This is a genomic window from Laceyella sacchari (assembly GCF_004343255.1).
GTDB lineage: Bacteria > Bacillota > Bacilli > Thermoactinomycetales > Thermoactinomycetaceae > Laceyella > Laceyella sacchari.
The window spans coordinates 177,332-197,501 of the sequence record NZ_SMDD01000003.1 but is presented as its reverse complement, the minus strand read 5'-3'; the positions used below and the strand labels follow the sequence as shown (position 1 = coordinate 197,501).

Here is a 20,170-nt window from a genome sequence, read left to right as displayed (position 1 = left end):
GAGAGACAGAATGAAGTTCACCAAGATGCATGGCTTGGGCAATGATTTTGTGGTGATTCATATGCCCTTCGCCCCCGACTTCACTGAGCTTGCCGCGTTGGCGCCGCGTATTTGTGACCGCCACACCGGGGTGGGGGCGGATGGAATCGCCGTGTTGTACCCATCCACGGCTGCCGATATCGCCATGAGGATTATTAACAGTGACGGTAGCATCGCCGAACAATGCGGAAATGCGATGCGATGTGTGGCCAGATATGTTTATGAGCGGATGAATGGTTTGCGGAAGCAGTTTACGATTGAGAGTAAGATCGGTGTGCAACCGGTTTGGATCGAAGCCGAAGCAGGCGTAGTTAGCCGGGTGCGCATCGACATGGGACAACCGGTGTTGACGCCTCGGGAGATTCCACTTGAGCTTCCAGGGGAATCTGCGATTGAACAAACGCTTTCGGTTGAAGGGCGGTCGTTTGTTTATACAGCGGTCAGCATGGGCAATCCCCATATGGTGATTGCTGTGGAGGATGCAACCGCATTTCCAGTGGCAAAGTGGGGACCGTTGCTGGAGAAGCATCCACTTTTTCCCAACAAAACAAATGTTGAATTTGTGACTTACCATTCTTCGGATGAAGCGACCATGCGGGTATGGGAACGGGGGGTAGGAATCACCCTGGCCTGCGGTTCCGGTGCATGCGCTACCGTTGTGGCTGGTGCGTTGGCAGGGAAATGCGGGCGAAAGGTATTGGTGCACTTGCCTGCGGGGGACTTGTTTATTGAATGGTGTGAGGAAGATGATCGCGTATACATGACCGGGCCAGCGTCATTTGTATATGACGGGGTTTGGCTGGGCTGATGTCAATACGTGTAGGCACCCTTTTCTGGTGAAGAGGGTGCCTTTCGTTTTATGTTTAACTTTGTTGGAACGAATCGGACGGTGTGCCTTGCCGCCTGCTTTTCTTTTTGACGACCCACCACGCCGCGCCAGCAAGGATCAAAATCAGAAGGGTGACACCCCAGCCGATGAAGTTTGGGTATTTGACGTTCAAATCGATCGGTGTTACTTCACCGGGTGCGATTTGCCAAGTAAGTGTTTTGCCATCTTCGCTGACAGTTGTAGCATTATGCGTTTGAGGCTCAATCGGCAACGTCAGGATGAAACGCAGATTAGCACTATCATTCAGCAAGGGGAGGTTCATGCCGTTCATGTCCACCTTGGTGTGCAGTTGCATCTGATGAAACCACAAACCTTGCTGTTGCGTGAATTGAGGTGCGTCTACTTTCAGGAGGGCAATAGGTGAAATTGTTTTAAACTCGGGGCCGGGTGGATGGGCTTTTAAGTTATCCACTTCCTTGCGAGCGATCCACCCCACCTTGTCGCCCTGTTTGATCTCTGTCAGATGGTAGCCGTATTGTTCCAAGCGTTCGCGCAATTGGGCGAATTGAGAGAGCAACAAGGGGTTTGTTTCCACTTTCAGTTCATAAATTCCCGAACCGTCGGAGTGAACCGTTAGATGAAAATGCCCATTAACGCAACCGCTCAGCGTTAACAAAAGTATGCACAGGCAACTGAGAGTAAGTAGTTTTCGAGGCATGAATCCACCTTCTTTCAAGCAATCTATTAAGTAGCCTTACTATATCTATTTACCAGACATCTCTTTGCCTGTCAGTTTGCCTGCATACACTAGATCATACTAGAAATCAGCGGGTGATGCATCCCTGATGAGAAGAAAAAGAAATCATATGTTTGTGTGGTGGATTTTTTATTGGTTTATAGCAAGGGATGATGCTACATTTAGAAGAGCGAGGTTCTGAAAAGGTAGAAACGGGGTAGGATATAGACGGATATATTATTAGATTTTTTTTATTTTTCGGTTATCTGTCCGTTGGGTGGGACATCAGCATGCTCTCTAAAAGAAGGAGGCAAGCTGTTTTGTGGGGCAACTGTGCCCAAACGGTTTACCGCTTAAGGAGCATGTGGGTGGTGTTCCAAAACAGCCGTCGGAGTTAACAGAAAGGAGCTATCATGCGATTTGATACAAAACGAGTCATGGTGATCCCGTTCACGGCAGAACGGATGAAACAGGCAATCCGTAACAAGGAAAAGTTGGCTGAATCCCTTCATATTCACATTCCAGATGACTGGCCGCATCCCGATTTGGCGGAGGCCTTGCCCGTCGTGTATGAACAAACGCGTTTGCAATCAAACGAACGGGTTTGGAATGCGTTGGCGATTGACAGAGAGGCGAACAGCTTGATCGGAGATGTGGGATTCAAAGGTGGACCGGATGCTTCGGGTGTGGTCGACATCGGCTACAGTATTGTCCCTGCCTATCAGGGACGGGGCTATGCCACGGAAATCGCTCTAGCGGCTGTAGATTGGGTGAAGCGGCAACCGGGGGTCAAACGGATCACCGCCAAGTGCGACATGGAGAACAAAGCGTCTGTGCGCGTGCTGGAGAAATCGGGGTTTGTCCGCGTTGGACAAGACGGAATCTGGTTGAAATGGATGTGGAAAAAGGCGAAACGGAACGAGTAAGAACCCCGTTTTGGTTCATCCTAAGACAAGGTGCACCGCTGATGGGCTCCCTGCTTTCAATGGTAACGATTTCACCTAGCTTCGCGCCGGTTTTCGCTTTTGAAATTGGAAGATGATTAGGGTAAAATGTGTGATGATTTGGCAACTGTTGCTTCAGTAAATGAAAAATGGATGGTGAAAAAATGAATCTTTTATCTTTCGACTATTCCAAAGCACGTTCTTTTATACAAGAACATGAAGTTAGCCAATTGGGTCCAGCGATTCACTTGGCGCATGACATGTTACATAACAAAACGGGTGCGGGTGCGGATTTCTTAGGATGGGTTGATTTGCCACGCGATTATGACCAAGAAGAGTTCGCCCGCATCAAACGGGCCGCCGCCAAAATCCAGTCCGACTCTGATGCCCTCGTCGTTATCGGTATCGGCGGTTCTTATCTGGGAGCGCGGGCAGCGATCGAGATGCTGACCCATACATTCTACAACCAGTTGCCGAAGGGCAAACGGAATACGCCAGAAATTTATTTTGTCGGCCATCACATCAGTTCGGTCTATGTGGCTGAATTGCTGGAATTGTTGGAGGGCAAAGAGGTGAGTGTCAACGTCATTTCCAAATCAGGCACCACGACGGAACCCGCCATCGCTTTCCGCATCTTCCGCGAGTACTTGGAATCCCGCTACGGCAAGGAAGAAGCGCGCCGTCGCATTTACGCTACAACGGACCGCGCCAAAGGGGCATTAAAGAAATTGGCTGAGGAAGAAGGGTATGAGAGCTTCGTTATTCCCGACGATGTAGGCGGGCGTTATTCCGTCCTGACTGCGGTGGGTCTGTTGCCGATCGCAGTGGCGGGCATTGACATTGATGCCATGATGGCCGGGGCACAAGCCGGTATGCAACTGTATGGAAACGCAGATTTGGAGCAGAATGAGGCTTATCAGTATGCAGCCGTGCGGAATGCGTTGTATCGCAAGGGCAAAACCACGGAGTTGTTGGTCAATTACGAGCCTTCCCTGCAGTATTTCAGCGAGTGGTGGAAACAGTTGTACGGTGAGAGCGAGGGTAAAGATTACAAAGGCATCTTTCCGGCTTCGGTCAACTTCACCACGGACTTGCATTCCATGGGTCAGTACATCCAAGAAGGCCTGCGCAACATCTTTGAAACGGTTGTTTTTGTGGAAAAATCGGCCAAAACGATGGTGATCAAAGAGGATGCAGAGAATCTTGACGGCCTGAACTACTTGACAGGTAAAGATCTTGATTTCGTTAATACCAAAGCGTTTGAGGGAACCATGTTGGCCCACACCGACGGCGGGGTGCCCAATTTGGTAGTGAAAGTGAAAGAACTTTCCCCCTTCGCGTTTGGACAGTTGGTTTACTTCTTTGAAAAGGCTTGTGGCGTGAGCGGTTATTTGCTCGGTGTGAATCCGTTTGACCAACCAGGAGTGGAAGCGTACAAGAAAAATATGTTTGCTTTGCTCGGCAAACCTGGTTTTGAAGCGGAGCGCGAAGCGTTGTTGCGCCGATTGGAGAAGTGACTTGTGAAACATGGCGGCTATCCTGCTGCCATGTTTTACTTTTGTAGTATGCGTGCTGGGTCTAATTGGCAAGATGGATTGGAAAGGGATTTTTTATTTTTGCGTCAAATAAAATATATGTTTCACTTGAATAAAAATATAGACAAGTGGTCATTTTGCGCCTAGTATGAACGTTGACCACCCCACATCGCGTGGAAGTCACTCTGTTGATCCAGACTGAAAGGGGGAAGCGAATGCAGACGGGAAGTTTCCAATGGATGAAATCATTGAATAAGTCAACAATTTTGAACATGGTCCGTGTGCATGGCCCTATCTCGCGGGCGGAAATCGCGAAGTTGACCAAGTTGACGCCACCAACCGTGACCAATATTGTCAATGAACTGTTGCAAGATGGCTTGATTGTGGAAAGCAATTTGGGTGAGTCGACTGGTGGACGTAAGCCGATCATGCTCCGCATCAATGCGTCTCGATTTTATGTGATCGGCGTGTACGCCCGTTTGGAAAGGCTGGATGCCGCAGTTGCTCACCTTGATGGCAGGATGGTTCACCAATGTGCCCAGGAATTGCCCTTACAAATGGATCAATCAGCCTTCATGGAAGCGTTGAAAGCGATTGTGAAAGAGGCATTGGCCATGGCTGGCGCAGATGGGCAACCTGTCCTCGGCATTGGAGTAGGAGTGCGCGGGCTTGTCAATCCTCGCTTGGGAGAGTTAGTGTTCGCACCCCATTTTAATCTGAAACACGTACCGATCAAAACGATGTTGGAAGAGACTTGCCAGTTGCCGGTGGAAGTGGAGAATGATGTACGGGCGATGGCTTTGGCGGAAAGCTGGTTCGGTCAAGGGAAAGAACTGGACAATTTTGTCACCGTCTATGCCGGAGCTGGGATTGGCTCGGGCATCATCTTGAAAAATGAATTGTACCAAGGCGTCTCATATGGGGCAGGAGAGATTGGTCACACCACGATTGACATAGCCGGCCCGTTATGCCGGTGCGGCAACAAAGGGTGCCTTGAGGCGCATGCATCTACCCCGGCTCTCGTCAAGCGGGCTCGAAACATGATGGAAGGCGGCAGAAAGAGCGTTTTGCACGAAATGGTGCAGGGAAAGTTGTCCCAATTGACTGAAGAGCACCTTTTTGTGGCACTCAAGCAGGGAGATGAGTTGGCTAGAGAGATATTTGTTTATGCTGGGGAATGTTTGGGAATTGGCTTGGCGAACTTGATTAACATCTTTAATCCTTTACGTATCATTGTCAATGGGAGCCTGACCCGTGCAGGCGCATGCTTGATGGAACCGCTCGCGCACACCGTAAAAAAACACGCATTGTCCTCATCGGCGAACAATTTGTCGATCACGGTATCCGATTTGGGGAACCGGGCGGCATTAATCGGCGCATACACACAGGTGTTGCGCAAGATTTTCGCACCGAGTGCGTAAAATGTGATAAGTAGGCCCAAAGGCTTGCGATGTTTGCTCTCAAGCAGGTTCAAATAAGCGCGGAAGGTTGTGAATATTCTTATCATCAGTGGGGCCTGTATGTTTGGGAATCCGAGTTGTGATCGTGAACGAACATGGGTAATGAATTAAAAAAAAGTAATTAGAAACAAAAGATAATCAAGAGATAAAAGAAAAAATAGATTGAATCATAAGTAAAAATTATGAAATAATAAAAAAGGCATACTGTTTCGTATGTCGAAAGAGAGTGCTTCTGAGGTACATTACATAGGTGAATCTAATCTTTTTTCAAAAACATACTTCGGCCCGGTGGGGCAAGTTAGATGGGACAATGGCTGGACGTCTTGATATTTGGCCATCTGTCACTTGCGCACGATAAGGAGGAATCAATATGGACCGGTTGGAGCAATTGATGAAAGAGCTGAGTGAAGCGAATGGTGTGCCAGGGTTTGAACGAGATGTGCGCATCAAGATGGAACACCATCTAGCTCCTTTGTCTGAAGAGATTTTGCGTGACCGGATGGGTGGGATTGTAGCCAAAAAAACGGGTGATGCCAATGGCCCCCGCATTTTGCTGGCTGGCCATCTGGATGAGATCGGTTTTATGGTGACGCAAATCACAGACAAAGGTTTCTTGCGGTTTCAACAATTGGGCGGATGGTGGTCGCACAATGTGTTAGGGCATCGCGTGACTGTTCAGTCTCGCAAAGGGGATTATGTCGGCATCATCGGTTCCAAAGCGCCACATGTGTTGGGTGCGGAGGAGAAAAACCGCTTGGTTGAACTTAAAGAGATGTTTATCGACGTGGGCGCGACGAGCAAGGAAGAAGTGGAAGAGATGGGAATCCGCTTAGGTGATCCCGTGGTGCCGGTGTCTGACTTTTTTATGATGCGTGGCGGACAATGGTGGTGCGGCAAGGCCTTGGACAACCGTGCTGGTTGCGCTTTGGCGATCGAAGTGTTGCGGGAACTGCAAGGGCAAGATCATCCCAACACGGTTTATGCCGGCGCGACCGTACAAGAAGAAGTAGGTATGCGGGGAGCCTCTGCCTTGGCTCAGTTGGTGCGCCCAGATGTGGCGTTTGCGCTGGATGTTGGCCTGGCTTATGATACACCAGGGTTTGAGAGCTATCCGGCCAAAGCCGATTTAGGGGAAGGACCGACGATGTTTTTGTTGGATCATTTTATGATCGGTCATGGCAAGTTGCGGGACTTGGTGCTAGATACTGCCGAAGAACTGGGGATTCATGTACAAATGGACGCGCTAATGGGTGGCGGAACCGACGGCGGCAAGTTTCATCTGCACGGCATCGGTTGCCCCACGGTGGCCATCGGCTTCCCAACCCGTTATGTACACAGCCACAACTCCGTGATGGCCCGGAGAGATTTTGAACAAGCGTTGCAATTAGTCACGGCTGTGGTGAAAAAGTTGGATAACAAACGATTGGAAGAGATTTGTTATTAAACCAAAATTTAAAAAAATATAAAGCGGCTTTTTTTACTGAAAGGGGTTGAAAAACCCCTTTAATTTTTTTATGATAGTAATCACATTAAGAGTTTTTTTATCCCATTTCAAAATGCCTTTTGTAATAATTTGCACGCAAAGACTTGAATTGTTTAAAAATTCAGGAGGGGGAGAAAACCCAAAGCCAATCACGGCTTAGAGAAAAGGGGATATCCAGCTAAAAAAGAAAAAACCACAATACCCTGCGGAATATTTTTGTAATCTTAAATTTTCACAATACATCAACAAAAGGGTTTGTTTCTGATATTTTTGGCTGGATAGAAAAATCGTAAGATTAACACTGTTTGGTAGGGAGGGAGTTTGGTATGAGTTTATTGCGAACTAAGGATATTGGCGCGCTATTAAAAGAGGCGCAGAGCAAAGGCAAGCTGAAACGGGATTTGGGAGCTTGGGATTTGACGCTCCTGGGGATTGGCGCAATTATCGGAACAGGGATTTTTGTATTGACCGGTGCAGGCGCGCTGACAGCCGGACCCGCCTTAATCCTTTCGTTTATCATCGCCGGCGTTGCCTGTGCGTTCGCTGCTTTGGCTTACGCAGAATTCGCTTCTTTGGTGCCGATTTCCGGATCGGTTTACACTTACAGTTATGCGACATTGGGTGAATTGATCGCTTGGATCATCGGTTGGGACTTGGTGTTGGAGTATCTTTTCGCCGTGAGTTCGGTGGCTGTTGGTTGGTCAGGGTATTTTCAGTCATTGCTGGGCGGCTTCGGCATCCATCTGCCAGAAGCGTTGACTGCCGCACCTGGCGCCAAAGAGGGCGTTACCAGCTTCTTTAACTTGCCGGCATTTTTGATCGTGATGCTAATCACATTCTTGCTTTCCCGCGGTATCTCCGAATCCAAAAAGGTAAACAACATCATGGTTGTGATCAAAGTAGCCGTGGTGCTCCTCTTCATCTTTGTCGGAGTGGGCTATGTGAAGCCAGCAAACTGGGAACCGTTTACACCGTTTGGATTTGAAGGCGTTTTCCAAGCTGCGGCGCTGGTGTTCTTCGCTTATGTCGGTTTTGACGCTGTTGCGGCCGCTGCGGAAGAAACCCGCGACCCGAAACGGGATCTCCCGAGAGGATTGTTGTGGTCGTTGGGGATTTGTACACTCCTTTATGTAGTTGTTACAGCCATTATGACTGGGGTTGTGCCATTTGCCCAATTCAAAGGCCATGAAGATCATCCGGTTTCCTTGGTGTTGCAAATGGCTGGACAAGATTGGGTTGCCGGTTTGGTTGACTTGGGTGCGATTTTGGGGATGACCACCGTTATTTTGGTCATGCTGTATGGACAAACCCGGATTTTCTTCTCCATGTCCCGGGACGGGCTGTTGCCAAAAATGTTTTCACAGGTTCATCCCAAGTATAAAACGCCGTTTACCAGCACATGGATTTTGGGAACTATTGCTGCATTCATCGCTGCGTTGCTGCCGTTGCAAAAACTGGCAGAATTGGTGAACATCGGTACATTGACCGCCTTTACGCTGGTGTCTGTCGGGGTGATTGTCCTGCGCAAGACCCAACCTGATTTGCCACGTGCCTTCCGGTGCCCGGGCGTGCCGGTCATTCCGTTGATTGCGATTGGAGCTTGTCTGTTCCTGATCTCCAAGTTGGCGGTTATCACTTGGATCGCGTTTGGCGTATGGTTGCTGATCGGATTGGTGGTATACTTCACCTATTCCCGCAAGCATTCGCTGTTGAATGATTCCTCTGCATCAGGCAAATAAGAAATGATGACAGACAAAAGCATCCCCTAAGTTGGGGGATGCTTTTTTACGTGTCAGTCTTACGTTGTTTGATTTCAATGCGGCGGGGGGTTGGAATGTCATGTTTCGGCACGGTGACTGTCAGCAACCCGTGCTCGTACTCAGCCGTGACGTGATCCAGGTTGGCGGTTTCCGGCAAGGTGATCGAGCGGTGAAACGAGCTGTATCTGCGCTCAGCTTGATGCATGTTCTCCCCTTGTGATTGAGTAGTTTGCTTATGTTCCCCTTTGATGATTAATGAGCGGCCGTGCGCTTCGATTTCAACCACGTTGGGGTCAATTCCAGGAAGTTCGGCTTCGATCACAAACCGATCCGTTTCTTCCTTGAAGTGGATGGCGGGTATCTGTGGCATGGGGTGGGTGAACAACGGGTTTTCAAAAAAACGCTCAAAGGTGCGGTTGATTTCTTGATGCAATCGAGTAATGGGATGATGGGTGGATGGAAGATTTTGTCCGCTGATGCGCATGAAGTCACCTCCTTTTTTCGCGTCGGTTGTTTTGTGCTTAGTATGGAGCGGTATACGTCAAATATGCAAGCAAAAAGCTGCACCTTTTCCAAAAGAGTGCAGCTTTTATCTTTTTCAAGATTTGTTGCCCTATTCTCACGCAGGGATATCCGATTTGGAAGGGCGTAACAGCTTCAATTTGGTAAACAGCCGGATCAACCGGGTTCCCATGGGGAACATTCGCAATTCTTGTTCGGTGATCGTTTTGCTGATAATCAGTGCGATGATGTAGATCACGCCCGCAACAACGCACAGGCTGAGCGCAGCCAAGGTGTTCGTCAGTCGGGAAGCGTGCTCCAAATCCATGGTGTCGTTGATGAAAAGGTAAGCACCGGTCAACGCAATCCCCATGATCAGAGTGCTGAAACCAGGTTTGATAAATTGGCGAGTCAGCGAGAGCTTCACTCCCGTCACACGAATGACCATCCACATGTTTAGCGCACAGACAACCAGGTAAGCCAGCACCATGGCTAAGGCTGAACCAGCAATGCCCATGATCGGAATAAAGATGAAGTTGCCGATGACTTTGCAGACGGCGCCGATCAACAAATGGCGTACTGGCACTTTGTTGTGTCCAAGGCCTTGCAAAATGCCCGAACTGGTCACAGCTAATGTGCTGAAGATGGCTGAGAATGCCAAGACGGACAGCGTGACGGTTCCGGCGTCATCCTGATACATCATCACGTTGAGCGGACGCGCTAGAATTGCCAACATTACACAGGAGGGTAAGCTGATAATTGTGGTCATTAACCACGCTTGTTGCGTCTTGTGCTCAACCGCCGCCATCTCTTGTTTGGCGACATGGGCCGAGATGGCTGGGATCAAAGCCAATGTCAGAGAGGAGGAGAAGGTAGAGATCACATTGACAAACGGCTCTCCTCGACTGTATATGCCAAACAGCGTATTGGTCATGCTGGCTGTGTTGCCTTCCGCCATCAGCAGGCGGGGGACGGTGAACGAATCGATCAGCCCGATCAAAGGCAACACCAAGGACGCAAGCGAAATCGGGATAGCGTACCGCAAGATTTTTTTGGCCAGCGGAAACAGTGGTTCCTTCGTATTGGTCGCATTTAGACCAGCTTGTCTGGCCATTTTCAGATCGCGGCTATTGTACCACATGACAACCACCAATCCGGCGATGGCGCCAGTCAAAGCACCGGAGGTCGCTCCCGCCGCCACCGTCTCTTGCGGCAAGTTTGCTTGGACCATCCAGTAAGTGAGCCCGATCACCGTTCCCACTCGTACCACTTGCTCGACGACTTGCGAGACCCCGGTCGGCATCATTTGTTGGTGGCCTTGAAAGTACCCGCGGTAAACAGCCATGATCGGTACAAACACGATGGCACACGCCAGTACCTTCAGCGAGGATTCGGTATCCGGGTTGTTCAGCATCACGTTGGCGATGAAATGAGACCCGAAGAACAAGAGTGAGAAGGCGATGAAGCCGCTGATGCTCAAAATCAGCGATGCTGCCTTCAACACCCGGCGCGCTCCCGCATGATCGTTGTTGGACAAACGTTCAGCCACAAACTTGGATACAGTGATCGGAATGCCGGCTGAAGCGATCATGAGCAGAATCGTATAAAACGGAAATGAAATACGATAGAGCCCAACGGTTTCATCACCGGCGATGTTCTGAAACGGCGCCCAGAACAAACTGCCGATGATTTTCGTGAACAATGTTGCTACACTTAAGATAACAGTTCCTTTTACCAATTTGTTTGACATGTCGTCAACATCCTTCTATTCCTTTGTCTACAATGCACTATTCTATCAGGAACGGGCGATAAATTCGACCTGCAGGAATTGAATGCATTGTAAAGAATAGGGATGATCCCCTTGATTTTGGAGATAATTGGGATGGAAATGAGAGAAGAGAGTGTGGGGTTTAGCGATGACAACACAAGAGAAGCTGACTGCAATGAGCATGACAGGATATGGGAGGGGAGAAGTGGAGACGGCGGAATGCCGCGTCACAACTGAGATTCGCTCGGTGAACCATCGCTTTTTAGATGTGGTGGTGCGTCTGCCACAAGGATGGATGTCTTTGGAGGAAGATATCCGGAGACTTGTGCAATCCGTGGTACGTCGGGGGCGAGTGGATGTCTTTGTTTCGCTGGAGGGGATGGCACCGCCGGAGCGAAAAGTGGAGATCGATTGGCAATTCGTTGAAAGTTTTATGGCGGCAGGAAGCGCGTTGCAACACAAATGGGGAATCGAACCTCAATTGACTTTGGCTGACCTGATACATAAACCGGAATTCTGGATAATAGAAGAAGTTAAACGGGATGTGGAGGAATATAAGGATATTTGCCTTAAGGCCGTGGAACAGGCATGCATCCGCTTGAAAGAAATGCGCATGCGAGAGGGATTGCGGCTGGCGGAAGATGTGTCCGCAAGACTGGCAGAGCTGATGAAAATAGTCGGGCAGATTGAAGCCGAAGTGCCACAGATCAAAACGCATGTAGAGTCCCGGTTGATGGCGCGGTTGTCAGAAATGCTGGCTGATGTGGATACCCCTCCGGAGCGGGTGGTGGCAGAGGTGGCGATCTGGGTGGATAAAGCAGACATCACTGAGGAACTGACCCGTCTCAAAAGCCACGCTGAACAATTTCAAGCGGCCTTAAAACAATCGGAGCCGGTGGGCAGACGTCTCGATTTCCTGGTGCAGGAGATGAACCGCGAAGTGAATACGATCGGCTCCAAAGCCAATCTCCACACCATTAGCGCTTTCGTGGTTGATTGCAAGAGCGTTCTTGAAAAAATGAAAGAACAGGTGCAAAATATGGAGTAAAACATTGATTCTCGTCAAAAAAGTGTCTAAAATAGCGTAGTAGGATCAAGAGATGCTTGAGAGAAGATAGCAACCCCATTTGACAAATATGAGACAATGGGCGAGGAGGTACTCACGCTTGGGGATCAAATTAATCAATATCGGTTTCGGAAACATCGTTTCAGCGAATCGCATCGTTTCGATTGTGAGCCCCGATTCTGCGCCGATTAAGCGGATCATTCAAGAAGCGCGCGAACGCGGGGTGCTCATCGACGCAACCTATGGCCGGCGCACACGGGCGGTCATCATTACCGACAGCGACCATGTGATCCTGTCGGCCGTTCAGCCGGAGACGGTGGCGCACCGGTTGGCAAGCAAAGAACAACATGAAGAGATCGTAGAGTAGGAAGGACTAGCTATGAGAGCCGATTATCAAAAAGAAGGACTATTGCTTGTAGTTTCAGGTCCATCCGGCGTGGGGAAAGGAACGGTTTGCGCGGCGTTGCGCAAACGGATGCCCGAGCTTACGTATTCCGTATCGGCTACAACCCGGGCGCCGCGTGAAGGGGAAGTGGACGGGGTCAATTATTTTTTCAAGACCGTGCCCGAATTCCAAAATATGATTGAACAAGATGAATTGATCGAGTGGGCCCAGTATGTTGGCAATTATTACGGAACCCCGCGCCGGGTGGTGGAAGAGACGCTGGCTTCTGGCCGCGATATCCTGTTGGAAATCGAAGTGCAGGGTGCCCTGCAAGTGAAGGAGAAATTTCCACAAGGCATCTTCATCTTTCTCGTTCCTCCCACCTTCGAAGATCTGCGCAAGCGGATTGAGGGGCGAGGGTCCGAGACGGAAACTTCTTTAAACAGCCGCTTGCATGCCGCGAGCGATGAATTGAAACAAATTGAACACTATGATTATGTGGTCATTAACGACAAAGTGGAAAAAGCGTGTGAACGGATTCAGAGCATCATCCTCGCCGAACACTGTCGAAAAGACCGACTGGTCATTAGTGAATAGATGGGAGGGAAATCGATTGCTGTATCCATCTATTGACCTGTTGATGACAAAAGCGGACAGCAAGTATTCGTTGGTTGTTGTCGCTTCCAAGCGGGCGCGTCAATTGTTGGACGGCCATGAACCGCAATTGCAGCCGCGTTCCAAAAAGTACGTGGGCGCCGCTTTGGAAGAGATCGCTGCGGATTTGCTTGTTCCAACCAACCGCACACCAAACAAATAACTGTTGAAAGACGGGGACGTTTCCAGACGATGCTAGTTGGAGGCGTCCCCCTGCTTCCGTTTCGAGAGTGGACGGCTCACACCTGTCCGCAAACGCAATGTTTTTAGCGGCGTTTGCCGCAAGGTATCGCATCGATAGAAGAAAGAGGGATGCTCATGCGAGGGAAACGCGTGGTTTTGGGAGTGACAGGGGGGATCGCGGCTTTCAAGGCGGCATCGATCGCGAGCCAATTGACCCAGCGCGGGGCGGATGTTCGCGTGATTATGACGGCTTCCGCTACCCAATTCATCACCCCCCTGACAATGCAAATCCTGTCCCGCCATTCCGTCGCCGTCGACACGTTCGATGAGCGCAATCCGGCGGTGGTGAACCATATTGATTTGGCCGATCACGCCGATTTGTTTGTGATCGCTCCGGCCACGGCTAACTTCATGGGCAAGCTGGCGATGGGGTTGGCAGATGATATGCTGACGACAACACTATTGGCGACGCTCGCCCCGATTGTGGTAGCGCCGGCGATGAATGTACATATGTACCAAAATGCCGTTGTGCAGGAGAATATGAACCGCCTTCGGGCACGCGGCGTCCGATTCATCGATCCAGCGGAAGGGCAATTGGCTTGCGGTTATGTGGGGCAGGGGCGAATGGCTGAACCGGAAGAGATCGTGGCGTGGGTTGAACGCTTCTTTGATACAAACCGTCCACTGGCGGGAAAAAAGGTATTGATCACGGCGGGGCCGACGCAAGAGCCGATTGATCCCGTCCGCTATATCTCCAATTATTCTTCCGGCAAGATGGGCTATGCCCTGGCTGAAGCGGCGGTGGCTGCGGGGGCGGAAGTGATCCTCGTCAGCGGTCCGGTTTCGCTCCCTACCCCTGAAGGCGTAACCCGAATCGATGTTGTCCGTACACGAGAGATGAAAGAGGCCGTCATGCGGATGCTGCCGGAAGCGGATGTGATCATCAAGGCCGCGGCGGTGTCCGATTATCGTCCGAAAGTGGAGCTGGCCTCAAAGCGGAAAAAGTCTTCCTCCGAATGGTTGCTGGAGTTGGAGAAAACGGAGGACATCGCGAGTGAAGTAGGCAAACGCAAACGGCCCGACCAGTTGTTTGTCGGCTTTGCCGCGGAAACGGATCGGGTGGCGGAGTATGCGAAATCCAAGCTGGTGCGCAAGGGGCAGGACTTGGTTGTGGCTAATGATGTCACTCTGCCGGGAGCCGGCTTTGGCACCGACACCAATATTGTCACCATCTATGACCGGGATGGGGAAGTGTGCGCTCTGCCTTTGCTCAGCAAACGCGAAGTGGCCGAGCGGATTATCCAGTTGATCGGAGAGCGATTGCATGAACGGCGGTAAGTGCATTGCCCAGGTGATCGTAGATGTGCCGACCAAGGCGACGGACCGGCCCTTCGATTATCTGGTTCCCGAAAGCTTGCGTGGGGAAGTGCGGATCGGTTGCCGGGTTAAGGTACCGTTTGGCCCGCGCAAAGTGTTGGGGTATGTGGTCGATTTGAAGGATGAAGCGGAAACACCCCGCCTCAAAGCCATATTGGATGTGCTGGATTTTGTGCCCCCCCTGACGCCGGAATTGGTGCAGCTGGGCTTTTTTATGGCTGATGAGTACTTATGCCATACGATGACAGCGCTCGCTTCCATGGTGCCGGCAGTGTTGAAGGGGACTTATGCAAAAGTGGTGAGCCTCGGGCCAGAGGCTTCTGCCGAGACAGATTCGCTGATCGACCTGCCGGCGGTACCGCTGTTTGCCCGATTGCGTGAAAACAAAGAGTGCTCATGGGATGAAGCCTTGGATGCGGTTGGTGGTGATGCTCGCTTGTTGCGCCGATTGGCAGAAGCGGGCCGGATACGAGTGGAAGAGCGAATCGGCGACCGGGTGACGAGGCAAAAAGTGATGTGGGTTTGGCCTAAGCAATCGAGGGATGAGCTTAATCGGACATTGGAGCGGCTATCAGGGCGGGCCAAACGGCAAAAAGAGGTGCTTCGCTATTTTGCGAAACAACCGGAGGCCATTCCTCTGCCCACTTTGCTGGCGGAATTGCGAGTGGCGCGCTCCACCGTCCAAAAGCTGGTGGAGATGGGGGCGTTGGCATGGGAAGAACGGGAAGAATACCGTGACCCATTTAAACACCGGTCGTTTCAGCCTACCGAGCCATTGCCGCTGACACGGGAGCAGGCGGCGGCACTGACGGCGATCGTAAAGCCGATTCATGAACGTCGTTACCACTCCGTGCTGTTGCAAGGCGTCACAGGAAGCGGCAAGACGGAAGTGTATTTGCAAGCGATCGCTGAAACGCTCAACCAGGGGCGTGAGGCGATTGTACTCGTGCCGGAGATTTCGCTCACACCGCAGATGGTCGAACGGTTTAAAGGGCGATTTGGAGATCAAGTAGCCGTTTTGCACAGCGGATTGTCCAGCGGCGAGCGCTTTGATGAATGGCGCAAAATCCGACGCGGAGAAGTAAAAGTGGCTATTGGCGCCCGGTCGGCTATCTTCGCTCCGTTTAAACAAATTGGCCTGATTATCATTGATGAAGAACATGAATCTTCCTACAAACAAGAGGAAAACCCTAAATACCACGCCAGGGAAGTAGCCGCGTGGCGGGCACGGCACCATGGAGCTACCCTGGTGCTGGGATCGGCTACCCCCTCGTTGGAAACGCATTACCTTGCTGACTCCGGGACACTTGAACGAGTGGTGCTTCGGGAGCGAGTCCACGGCCGACCCTTTCCGGTAGTGACGATTGTGGATATGCGGGAGGAATTGCGCAAGGGAAACCGCACCATGTTTAGCGGCACGTTAAAAGAAGAGTTGTTGGCGTGCGTTGAGCGCGGGGAGCAAGCGGTGTTGTTTTTGAACCGTCGGGGTTTCTCCACGTTCGTGATGTGCCGGGAGTGCGGGGAAACGTTGATGTGCCCCCATTGTGATATTTCGCTCACTTATCACCAAACGAACCGCACGGTGCGATGTCATTATTGCGGCTATGCAGAACGGGTTCCCAAAGAATGCCCCTCCTGCCAGAGTCCGCACATTCGCCACTTCGGCACAGGAACGCAACGCGTGGAAGAAGAGTTGGTACGCCGTTTCCCTGGCATCCGTGTCATTCGGATGGATGTGGACACGACCAGCCGAAAAGGGGCGCATGAACGTTTGTTGACTTCGTTCGGCGAAGGAAAGGCTGATGTGCTGCTTGGCACGCAGATGATCGCCAAGGGCCTCGATTTCCCCAAGGTCACCCTGGTTGGCGTCATCGCGGCGGATACGATGTTGCACTTGCCTGATTTTCGCGCTGCTGAGCGGACATTCCAATTGCTGACGCAAGTGAGTGGGCGGGCGGGGCGGCATGAGAAGCCGGGAAAAGTAATTATCCAGACCTACTCCGCCGAGCATTACAGTATTGAGCTAGCCGCATCTCATCAGACGGAAGCGTTTTACCGTCAAGAGAGTTTCATGCGCAAACAGCACGCTTATCCGCCGTATTGCAGTTTGTTTACCATTTTGCTCAGCCATCCCGACCAAGTGACCGTGATGCGTGCAAGCCAGGAGATGGCCCGAGTGATTCAAAGGGGGATGCCGGCGGAGTGCCAGTTGCTCGGTCCGGTTCCTGCACCAATCCCCCGTTTAAAGGATCGTTATCGGTTGCAAATGCTGGTGAAATATCAAGCGGAACGGGGTGACGGGGACAGGCTGAAACCGTTGCTTAAGGAAGCAGTGGCGATGTTTGACGATCCAGACCTCAGGATCAGTGTGGATCGGGATGCAGGAGAGCTCATGCAACCTGTCCGCGGAGATCGGTTCACTTTGTGGGCAGAAAGAAAATAGAGTGATGTTGAACATTTCATTTTCCATAGACCGGCTCCTGTCAAACAGCCGGAAACATAACTATTAGATAAAGGAGAGAGTCAGATGGCGATTCGCAGGATAGTGCAATACCCAGACCCGGTGTTAAAGAGCAAAGCTAAGCCAGTTACCAAGTTTCATGACCGCTTGCACAAATTGTTGGATGATATGGCCGAAACGATGGCAGATGCCCGCGGCGTCGGTTTGGCTGCCCCGCAAGTCGGGATTTTGAAGCGGGCAATCGTTGTTGACATTGGTGAAGGGTTGATTGAAATGGTCAATCCCGAAATCGTGGAGCAGCGCGGAGAACAATTGTCACCTCCGGAAGGGTGCTTAAGTATCCCTAATCTGATTGGCGATGTCCGCCGGGCCAACTATATCAAAGTGAAGGGTCAAGACCGCTATGGCCAGCCGATGGAGATTGAGGCAGAAGGATATTTGGCGCGGGCCTTCCAACATGAAATCGACCATCTGAACGGCGTCCTCTTCATCGATGTGGCGGAAAGAGTGTACCGTCCGGATGCAGAGGGGGATGCGGATTGAGTGAACAGGTGAGGATTGTGTTTATGGGAACCCCGGAATTCGCGGTTCCCTCTTTGCAAGCATTGGTAGAAGAAGGGTATCACGTAGTCGGGGTGGTGACGCAACCTGACCGTCCCAAAGGACGCAAGCGGGAGCTAACCCCCCCGCCGGTTAAAGTTGCTGCACAGGCATTGGGCTTGCCTGTGCTCCAGCCTGAGAAGCTGCGAGAGCCCGCGTCATTGGATGAAGTGCTGGCTTTGCGTCCCGACTTGATCGTAACGGCGGCTTATGGGCAGATCTTGCCGGAGCGGCTTTTAAATGCCCCGCAGCATGGATGCATTAATGTCCATGCTTCCCTCCTGCCCCGTTACCGAGGTGGGGCCCCGATTCATTGGGCGCTGATCAATGGGGAACGGGAGATGGGCGTGACCATCATGTACATGGTCAAAGCATTGGACGCGGGCGACATGATCGCTAAACGGGCCATTCCTGTGGGTCCGGACGACCATGTGGGTACGATGCATGAGAAACTGAGTCGGCTTGGTGCGGAGTTGTTAAAAGAAACGTTGCCGGCGCTGTTAAAGGGTGAGATCGAAGCAGAACCGCAAGTAGAAAGCGAGGCGACATTCGCTCCCAACATCAAGCGGGAAGACGAACGGATTGACTGGAGCCGCCCCGCGGAAGCGTTGGCCTGCCAAGTGCGCGGGCTGTGCCCATGGCCGGTGGCCTTTACAACATGGAAAGGAAAACCACTCAAGATCTGGTGGGCCATTCATACAGATGAACCTTCCGATGCGCCGCCGGGAACGGTGACGCAAGTGGACGAGCAAGGCATTGTGGTTGCGACTGGCAGTGGCTCGCTCATTTTGAAAGAGGTACAGCCGGCAGGAAAGAAACGCATGCCCGTGTCGGAGTTTGTGCGCGGCCGGCCGATGGAGATTGGTGAACGGTTGGGTGAAGCATGATGAAAAAGACGGTATCAGCCCGAGATGTCGCGCTTGATGTGCTGCTCCAGGTGGAACAGCATCAGGCATACAGCAATTTGGCGCTTAACCAGGCTCTTTACCACAGCGGACTGGATGATCGCGACAAAAGGTTGGCGACAGAATTGATCTATGGCACCGTGGCACGTTTAAACACCTTGGATTGGATTGGGAACCTCTTGGTGAAAAATGGGCTTCGTTCCCTGCAACCTTGGGTGCGCCAGTTGGTAAGAATGAGTTTGTACCAATTGCGCTATTTGGACAAGATCCCAGAGCGGGCTGCGGTGCATGAGGCAGTGCAAATCGCTAAACGGCGAGGGCACCGGGGTATATCCAGCTTGGTGAATGGCGTGTTGCGCTCGTATCTGCGCCGGCAGGATGAGTTTCGCTTGCCTGATCGCCCTGCCACCCTCAAAGAAAAAGCGCTCCGCCTTTCACATCCAGAGTGGATGGTTAAGCGGATGGAAGAAGTGTACGGCGCCGCCGAAACGGAACAGGCTCTCCTGTCTAATCTGACGCCACCTAAAGTAAGTGTCCGGGTGAATCAGCTTAAGCTGAAACGGGAAGTATTCCTCGAACAGTGGAACCAATCGGGTCTGGGAGAAGCTGTGGCATCGCCTTTGGCACCGGAGGGCGTGGTGATTCAGCGGGGCGGAAATCCGGCCTTTAGTCCGTTATTCCGGGAAGGGCTGTGTACCATCCAAGATGAGAGTTCCATGCTGGTCAGCCGGATCTTGCACCCTCAACCGGGGATGCGGGTGTTGGACGCCTGCGCCGCTCCGGGTGGGAAAACGACACACTTGGCTGAATTGATGCAGAATCAGGGGACGATTGTTGCTTGCGATATACACGCGCATAAATTGGAGCTGATCCGAAGCAACGCCGACAGGTTGGGGATTGGGATTATCGCCGAACAGCAAACCGATGCACGTGAGGCGAGTGCTTCGTTTGCGACCGCTTCTTTTGACGCCATTTTGCTGGACGCTCCTTGTTCCGGCCTAGGGGTGATCCGCCGCAAACCAGATATCAAATGGAGTAAAGAGGCGCAAGCGATTGAACCATTGGTTAAGTTGCAACGGGAGCTACTGGAGGAAGTGGCTTCTCTGCTAAAGCCCGGGGGTGTGTTGGTTTACAGCACTTGTACCTGGGAGCCACGTGAAAACAGGGAGCAAGTGGAGTCGTTTGTGAAGCGCCATCCGGAGTTTAAGCTGGATTCGACGTTTATCCAGAACTTGGCACCCGCAGTGAGGGAGCGAGCTGTCATCGGTGACGGATGGATTCAATTGTTGCCGCACCATTTCGGGAGCGATGGCTTCTTTATTGCACGCATGCGCAAAATCAAGTGAAACCGTTAGTATGTCTCGTTATTGTTTGGTCTCTTACCGCCATATCCAGCGCGGTAAGAGCCTTTTTTTCATGAATCAAGCCTTTAGCTTGCATGAACAAGATGGATTAGCGGCCAATGCGGCAGGTGTAATAATCGA

General features: G+C 51.5%; 18 protein-coding genes. 15 read left to right on the top strand and 3 right to left on the bottom strand.

Annotation, left to right across the window (positions count from 1 at the left end; translation table 11 throughout):
- Positions 1–10 precede the first annotated feature (10 nt).
- The gene (gene dapF, locus EDC32_RS11265; protein WP_132222295.1) at positions 11–847 is read left to right on the top strand and encodes a diaminopimelate epimerase; all 837 of its coding nucleotides are present in this window, start codon (positions 11–13) and stop codon (positions 845–847) included.
- A 55-nt stretch (positions 848–902) separates the two neighbouring features.
- Here dapF and EDC32_RS11260 read toward each other — a convergent pair whose 3' ends face one another.
- Positions 903–1,586: a DUF3153 domain-containing protein gene (locus EDC32_RS11260; RefSeq protein WP_132222293.1), complete on the bottom strand. Its 684-nt coding sequence runs from the start codon at positions 1,584–1,586 to the stop codon at positions 903–905.
- Between the two features lie 431 nt (positions 1,587–2,017).
- Here EDC32_RS11260 and EDC32_RS11255 point away from each other — a divergent pair, with 431 nt between their 5' ends.
- The 5 genes from EDC32_RS11255 to bcaP all read left to right on the top strand — a co-directional run bounded on the left by EDC32_RS11255 (position 2,018) and on the right by bcaP (position 8,765).
- Positions 2,018–2,530 (top strand): GNAT family N-acetyltransferase, encoded by a 513-nt coding sequence (locus EDC32_RS11255; protein ID WP_132222291.1) that lies wholly within the window; start codon positions 2,018–2,020, stop codon positions 2,528–2,530.
- A gap of 182 nt (positions 2,531–2,712) precedes the next feature.
- Positions 2,713–4,065, top strand: a complete 1,353-nt coding sequence (locus EDC32_RS11250; protein WP_132222289.1) for a glucose-6-phosphate isomerase — start codon at positions 2,713–2,715, stop codon at positions 4,063–4,065.
- Positions 4,066–4,298: 233 nt separating this feature from the next.
- A complete protein-coding gene (locus tag EDC32_RS11245; protein ID WP_132222287.1) occupies positions 4,299–5,504 on the top strand; it encodes an ROK family transcriptional regulator in 1,206 nt (401 codons plus the stop codon).
- Between the two features lie 409 nt (positions 5,505–5,913).
- Positions 5,914–6,987, top strand: coding sequence for a M42 family metallopeptidase (locus EDC32_RS11240; RefSeq protein ID WP_132222285.1), 1,074 nt, complete (start codon positions 5,914–5,916; stop codon positions 6,985–6,987).
- A 365-nt stretch (positions 6,988–7,352) separates the two neighbouring features.
- Positions 7,353–8,765, top strand: coding sequence for a branched-chain amino acid transporter BcaP (gene bcaP, locus EDC32_RS11235; protein WP_132222283.1), 1,413 nt, complete (start codon positions 7,353–7,355; stop codon positions 8,763–8,765).
- Between the two features lie 46 nt (positions 8,766–8,811).
- Here bcaP and EDC32_RS11230 read toward each other — a convergent pair whose 3' ends face one another.
- Together EDC32_RS11230 and EDC32_RS11225 are read right to left on the bottom strand one after the other, a co-directional pair.
- Positions 8,812–9,270 (bottom strand): Hsp20/alpha crystallin family protein, encoded by a 459-nt coding sequence (locus EDC32_RS11230; RefSeq protein WP_132222281.1) that lies wholly within the window; start codon positions 9,268–9,270, stop codon positions 8,812–8,814.
- Positions 9,271–9,405: 135 nt separating this feature from the next.
- On the bottom strand, positions 9,406–11,037 hold the full coding sequence (locus tag EDC32_RS11225) for a putative polysaccharide biosynthesis protein (RefSeq protein ID WP_132222279.1): 1,632 nt from the start codon (positions 11,035–11,037) through the stop codon (positions 9,406–9,408).
- Positions 11,038–11,203: 166 nt separating this feature from the next.
- Between EDC32_RS11225 and EDC32_RS11220 the strand changes: the two genes are divergently transcribed.
- The 9 genes from EDC32_RS11220 (at position 11,204) to rsmB (ending at position 20,032) form a co-directional block, all read left to right on the top strand.
- A complete protein-coding gene (locus EDC32_RS11220) occupies positions 11,204–12,103 on the top strand; it encodes a YicC/YloC family endoribonuclease (protein ID WP_022736413.1) in 900 nt (299 codons plus the stop codon).
- A gap of 118 nt (positions 12,104–12,221) precedes the next feature.
- Positions 12,222–12,488 carry an extracellular matrix/biofilm regulator RemA gene (remA, locus tag EDC32_RS11215; protein WP_029071822.1) on the top strand — a complete coding sequence of 89 codons (267 nt, stop codon included), beginning with the start codon at positions 12,222–12,224 and terminating at the stop codon, positions 12,486–12,488.
- Between the two features lie 12 nt (positions 12,489–12,500).
- Positions 12,501–13,103 (top strand): guanylate kinase, encoded by a 603-nt coding sequence (gmk, locus tag EDC32_RS11210; protein WP_022736411.1) that lies wholly within the window; start codon positions 12,501–12,503, stop codon positions 13,101–13,103.
- 16 nt (positions 13,104–13,119) lie between these two features.
- Complete coding sequence (rpoZ, locus tag EDC32_RS11205) at positions 13,120–13,323, top strand: DNA-directed RNA polymerase subunit omega (protein ID WP_022736410.1); 204 nt, start codon at positions 13,120–13,122, stop codon at positions 13,321–13,323.
- A gap of 149 nt (positions 13,324–13,472) precedes the next feature.
- The gene (gene coaBC / locus EDC32_RS11200) at positions 13,473–14,681 is read left to right on the top strand and encodes a bifunctional phosphopantothenoylcysteine decarboxylase/phosphopantothenate--cysteine ligase CoaBC (RefSeq protein ID WP_035951773.1); all 1,209 of its coding nucleotides are present in this window, start codon (positions 13,473–13,475) and stop codon (positions 14,679–14,681) included.
- On the top strand, positions 14,668–17,163 hold the full coding sequence (gene priA / locus EDC32_RS11195) for a primosomal protein N' (RefSeq protein WP_132222277.1): 2,496 nt from the start codon (positions 14,668–14,670) through the stop codon (positions 17,161–17,163). Before coaBC ends, priA begins: the two co-directional genes overlap by 14 nt.
- 84 nt (positions 17,164–17,247) lie before the next feature.
- The gene (def, locus tag EDC32_RS11190; RefSeq protein ID WP_022736407.1) at positions 17,248–17,724 is read left to right on the top strand and encodes a peptide deformylase; all 477 of its coding nucleotides are present in this window, start codon (positions 17,248–17,250) and stop codon (positions 17,722–17,724) included.
- Between the two features lie 23 nt (positions 17,725–17,747).
- Positions 17,748–18,668, top strand: a complete 921-nt coding sequence (gene fmt, locus EDC32_RS11185) for a methionyl-tRNA formyltransferase (protein WP_035951855.1) — start codon at positions 17,748–17,750, stop codon at positions 18,666–18,668.
- The gene (gene rsmB / locus EDC32_RS11180) at positions 18,668–20,032 is read left to right on the top strand and encodes a 16S rRNA (cytosine(967)-C(5))-methyltransferase RsmB (RefSeq protein ID WP_022736405.1); all 1,365 of its coding nucleotides are present in this window, start codon (positions 18,668–18,670) and stop codon (positions 20,030–20,032) included. The genes fmt and rsmB overlap by 1 nt, the downstream gene beginning before the upstream one ends.
- Positions 20,033–20,170: the final 138 nt, after the last annotated feature.

Excerpts from the sequence above, each read along its gene's own strand:
- dapF (WP_132222295.1), top strand. The coding sequence starts at position 11 with ATGAAGTTCACCAAGATGCATGGCTTGGGCAATGATTTTGTGGTGATT.
- EDC32_RS11260 (WP_132222293.1), bottom strand. The coding sequence starts at position 1,586 with ATGCCTCGAAAACTACTTACTCTCAGTTGCCTGTGCATACTTTTGTTA.
- EDC32_RS11255 (WP_132222291.1), top strand. The coding sequence starts at position 2,018 with ATGCGATTTGATACAAAACGAGTCATGGTGATCCCGTTCACGGCAGAA.
- EDC32_RS11250 (WP_132222289.1), top strand. The coding sequence starts at position 2,713 with ATGAATCTTTTATCTTTCGACTATTCCAAAGCACGTTCTTTTATACAA.
- EDC32_RS11245 (WP_132222287.1), top strand. The coding sequence starts at position 4,299 with ATGCAGACGGGAAGTTTCCAATGGATGAAATCATTGAATAAGTCAACA.
- EDC32_RS11240 (WP_132222285.1), top strand. The coding sequence starts at position 5,914 with ATGGACCGGTTGGAGCAATTGATGAAAGAGCTGAGTGAAGCGAATGGT.
- bcaP (WP_132222283.1), top strand. The coding sequence starts at position 7,353 with ATGAGTTTATTGCGAACTAAGGATATTGGCGCGCTATTAAAAGAGGCG.
- EDC32_RS11230 (WP_132222281.1), bottom strand. The coding sequence starts at position 9,270 with ATGCGCATCAGCGGACAAAATCTTCCATCCACCCATCATCCCATTACT.
- EDC32_RS11225 (WP_132222279.1), bottom strand. The coding sequence starts at position 11,037 with ATGTCAAACAAATTGGTAAAAGGAACTGTTATCTTAAGTGTAGCAACA.
- EDC32_RS11220 (WP_022736413.1), top strand. The coding sequence starts at position 11,204 with ATGACAACACAAGAGAAGCTGACTGCAATGAGCATGACAGGATATGGG.
- gmk (WP_022736411.1), top strand. The coding sequence starts at position 12,501 with ATGAGAGCCGATTATCAAAAAGAAGGACTATTGCTTGTAGTTTCAGGT.
- coaBC (WP_035951773.1), top strand. The coding sequence starts at position 13,473 with ATGCTCATGCGAGGGAAACGCGTGGTTTTGGGAGTGACAGGGGGGATC.
- priA (WP_132222277.1), top strand. The coding sequence starts at position 14,668 with ATGAACGGCGGTAAGTGCATTGCCCAGGTGATCGTAGATGTGCCGACC.
- def (WP_022736407.1), top strand. The coding sequence starts at position 17,248 with ATGGCGATTCGCAGGATAGTGCAATACCCAGACCCGGTGTTAAAGAGC.
- fmt (WP_035951855.1), top strand. The coding sequence starts at position 17,748 with ATGGGAACCCCGGAATTCGCGGTTCCCTCTTTGCAAGCATTGGTAGAA.
- rsmB (WP_022736405.1), top strand. The coding sequence starts at position 18,668 with ATGAAAAAGACGGTATCAGCCCGAGATGTCGCGCTTGATGTGCTGCTC.